General features: G+C 48.5%; 1 protein-coding gene. It reads left to right on the forward strand.

Annotated features, from left to right (window positions below):
* Positions 1-235 (forward strand): ABC transporter ATP-binding protein C-terminal domain-containing protein (locus SB773_RS34745; protein WP_486304344.1); only part of this gene is annotated, 235 nt, incomplete at both ends.

A 235-nucleotide genomic window follows, 5' to 3' on the forward strand; every position in this document is an offset into this window, starting at 1 on the left:
GCTTTTGCTTCTGGATGAGCCTGCGGCAGGAATGATTGAGACGGAGACCAAGGCGCTCATGGAGCTCGTGCGCAAAATCCGTGATGACGGAACGACTGTTCTGCTGGTTGAGCACGATATGGGACTCGTGATGAATTTGTGTGAAAAAGTCGTGTGCATTAACTTTGGAGTCAAGATTGCTGATGGAACTCCAGAAGAGGTACAAAATAATCCAGACGTGATTGAGGCTTACCTC

Source organism: Bacillus sp. SIMBA_074, from assembly GCF_046534555.1.
GTDB lineage: Bacteria > Bacillota > Bacilli > Bacillales > Bacillaceae_G > Bacillus_A > Bacillus_A mycoides.